This window comes from Nocardioides sp. (assembly GCF_029937575.1).
Classification (GTDB): Bacteria; Actinomycetota; Actinomycetes; order Propionibacteriales; family Nocardioidaceae; genus Nocardioides.
The window spans coordinates 1-3,278 of record NZ_JAPYPS010000128.1 but is presented as its reverse complement, the minus strand read 5'-3'; the positions used below and the strand labels follow the sequence as shown (position 1 = coordinate 3,278).

Sequence of the window (3,278 nt, the reverse complement as noted above, 5' to 3'; positions counted from 1 at the left end):
GTGCCGCGGCCACGCCGCGACGGCGCTCGGCGAGGTCGGCCACCGGTGCGGGACGCTGCTCGGCGCGACGCGGCTGGCGCGCCGGCGCCGACTGGACCGGCGCCGTCTCCTGCGCGTAGCCACCGCCGGCGTGCGCGGGCTGCGGTTGGCGCTGCTCGGCATAGGTGTCGTCGTACTGACCGTCGTACTCGTCGTAGCGGCCGGTGTCCTCGAGCAGGCCGAGGTACTCACCGATCCGGCGCATCGCACCGCTCATGACACTCCACTCTCCTGGTGGTCTGACCACCGATCGGGCGCCCCTGACGGGCCGCTCTGACGTGCTTCGGACACTACTGGACCGGAGGCCTCGATCCGAGGACCGCGGACCCGACACGCACGTGTGTCGCGCCACGGGCCACCGCCGCCTCTAGGTCGCCGCTCATCCCGGCCGATCGCCAGGTTGCGTCGGGGTGATCGGCCAGGACCGACAGGTGCAGCCGCGCGAGGTGGTCGAAGGCCTCACCTGGGTCAGCGCCGAGCGGCGCCACCGCCATCACGCCGCGTAGCCGCAGGTCGTCGTGGGAGGCGACCGCGTCCGCCAGGCCGGCGAGGTCGTCGGGTGCCACTCCCGATCGATGCTCGCTGTCCGGCCCGTCGAGGCTGACCTGCACCAGCACGTCGAGCACGCGCCCTCGATCCGCCGCACCACGTGCCAGCGGGCGCAGGAGCTTGGCGCGGTCGACCGACTGCACCACGGAGGCGTACCCGGTCACGGCCGAGGCCTTGTTGCTCTGCAACCCGCCGACGAAGTGCCACCGCAGGGCGAGGTCGCCACACTCGGCGGACTTGTCGACCGCCTCCTGGTGACGGTTCTCCGCGACGTCGGTGACCCCGAGGTCGGCGAGGATCCGAACGTCGGAGGCGGGAAAGAACTTGGTGACCACGATGAGCGACACCTCGCCCGAGGCTCGACCGCACGTACGGCACGCCGCGGCGATGCGCTCGCGCACGACGTCCAGGCGCTCGCGGATCTCGTCGGCGCGACTCGTCATGCCGGGATCCTGATCAGCCCGGCGAGACGGCCGGAGTGGGCCCCGTCGCGGCGGTAGGAGAACAGGTCGGGAGACTCTCGGGTGCACGCGCTCACGTCGACCACCCTGACACCGGCGGCCTCGAGCTGGGTGCGGACCCCGGCTCCCAGGTCCAGCGACGGGGTGCCCCAGGAGGTCCTCGCGCGGGTGGTCGGGACCAGCGCCACCACCTCGTCCTGCAGTGCCTGCGGGACCTCGTAGCAGGCCCCGCACACGTGCGGGCCGATCCAGGCCGTCAGATCACGGGCGCCGAGCTCGCGCATCGCCTCGACCGTGTGCGGCACGACCGCCGCTGCCACTCCCGGTCGTCCCGCGTGGGCCGCGCCGAGCACCCTGGCGCCGGGGTCGGCGAGGAGCACCGGGACGCAGTCGGCGGCGCGCACGAGCAGGACGACGCCGGCCTGGTCGGTCACCAGGGCGTCGGCGCTCGCACGTGGCCCACCGGGGACCGCCTTGACGACCTCGCCCCCGTGCACCTGGCTGAGGTCGGCCAGCTGCGCGGTGCCGCACCCGGGAGCGAAGTCGTCGAGCAGGATCTCGAGGTTGCGGGCCGGCACGGAGCGGTCGCCGTCCTCGAGGAACGCCAGGTTGAGCGAGTCGAACGGCGCAGCACTGACCCCGCCGTGCCGGTCGGTGAAGGCCAGCTCGACGGGGCCGAGGGTGCTGCGGAACGCGTACAGGTCAGCTCACTTCAGGAAGTCGGGGATGTCCAGGTCGTCGTCATCGAAGGTGACCTGCGTCGGCGTGCTGGGCCGCGGGGCAGCCGGGGTGGACGGCGCCGAGGGGCTGGTCGCCGGACGGACGGCTGTCGCGTTGTCGGCCTCCTCGGTACGACGCGGGGCCGGCGCTCCGACGCGTGCCTCCTCGGCGGGCGCCGAGACAGCGGGCTTGGCGTCGCGCCGCAGCGCACTGCCCTCCTCGCGACGCTTGGGCACTCCCCCGTCGAAGCCGGCCGCGATGACGGTCACCCGGACCTCGTCGCCGAGGGCGTCGTCGATGGTGGCGCCGAAGATGATGTTGGCCTCGGGGTGCACCGCGTCGGCCACGAGCGCGGCGGCCTCGTTGATCTCGAAGAGCCCCAGGTCGGAGCCGCCGGCGATCGAGAGCAGCACGCCGTGGGCGCCGTCGATGGAGGCCTCGAGCAACGGGCTGGACACCGCCATCTCGGCCGCTGCCACCGAGCGGTCCTCGCCGCGGGCCGAGCCGATGCCCATCAGCGCGGAGCCGGCGTTGGCCATCACGGACTTCACGTCGGCGAAGTCGAGGTTGATCAGGCCGGGAGTCGTGATCAGGTCGGTGATGCCCGAGACACCCTGCAGCAGGACCTGGTCGGCCTGCTTGAAGGCGTCGAGCACCGAGACGTTGCGGTCGCTGATCGAGAGCAGCCGGTCGTTGGGGATGACGATGAGGGTGTCGACCTCCTCGCGCAGCCCGGCGATGCCCTCCTCGGCGGAGTTGGCTCGGCGGCGGCCCTCGAAGGCGAACGGGCGCGTGACGACGCCGATCGTCAGCGCACCCAGGGAGCGCGCGATTCGGGCTACGACCGGGGCGCCACCCGTGCCGGTGCCGCCACCCTCCCCCGCCGTCACGAAGACCATGTCGGCCCCCTTGATGACCTCCTCGATCTCGTCCGAGTGGTCCTCCGCGGCGCGCGCACCCACCTCGGGGTTGGCGCCCGCGCCGAGGCCACGGGTGAGCTCGCGACCGATGTCGAGCTTGACGTCGGCGTCGCTCATCAGCAGCGCCTGGGCGTCGGTGTTGATCGCGATGAACTCGACGCCCTTGAGGCCGACCTCGATCATCCGGTTGACGGCGTTGACGCCGCCACCGCCGATGCCCACGACCTTGATGATGGCCAGGTAGTTCTGTGCAGCAGCCACGGCGGCTTCACCTCTCCGAAAGGAATCTGGGTGTGTGATGGGGATGGTCTGGTGACGGGCTGCTGTGTGTCTCAACTGTGACCCTCAGCCTGAGGGTTATAGTTATGTCAACCTCGTCGTGGTGATGACACTAGGCAGCCAGCGCCGCGATCCGGTGTCGACACGCCGCAGCCTTCGGGGTCGGTGACCTGTTCTTCGGGGCCGGCATGGCGCCCGCGCGCGTCGTCGACCCTCCTTCGTGGTGGGTGTGGCGCCCGCGCGTCGTCGACCCTCCTTCGTGGTTGGTGTGGCGCCCGCGCGCGTAGTCGACCGGGTCTCGCCGTCAAGG

At 71.9% G+C, this 3,278-nt stretch carries 3 protein-coding genes and 1 pseudogene; all 4 read right to left on the bottom strand.

All coding sequences use genetic code 11. The annotated features are described in order from the left end of the window. Positions 1 to 256: pseudogene (locus tag Q1K33_RS20670) on the bottom strand (hypothetical protein); the annotation flags it as partial. A 73-nt stretch (positions 257 to 329) separates the two neighbouring features. Further along, positions 330 to 1,031 carry a YggS family pyridoxal phosphate-dependent enzyme gene (locus Q1K33_RS20665; protein WP_300406811.1) on the bottom strand — a complete coding sequence of 234 codons (702 nt, stop codon included), beginning with the start codon at positions 1,029 to 1,031 and terminating at the stop codon, positions 330 to 332. Further along, positions 1,028 to 1,714 (bottom strand): polyphenol oxidase family protein, encoded by a 687-nt coding sequence (locus Q1K33_RS20660; RefSeq protein ID WP_300406813.1) that lies wholly within the window; start codon positions 1,712 to 1,714, stop codon positions 1,028 to 1,030. The genes Q1K33_RS20665 and Q1K33_RS20660 overlap by 4 nt, the downstream gene beginning before the upstream one ends. A gap of 42 nt (positions 1,715 to 1,756) precedes the next feature. Then, positions 1,757 to 2,950 (bottom strand): cell division protein FtsZ, encoded by a 1,194-nt coding sequence (gene ftsZ, locus Q1K33_RS20655; RefSeq protein ID WP_300406810.1) that lies wholly within the window; start codon positions 2,948 to 2,950, stop codon positions 1,757 to 1,759. Between the last annotated feature and the right edge of the window lie 328 nt (positions 2,951 to 3,278).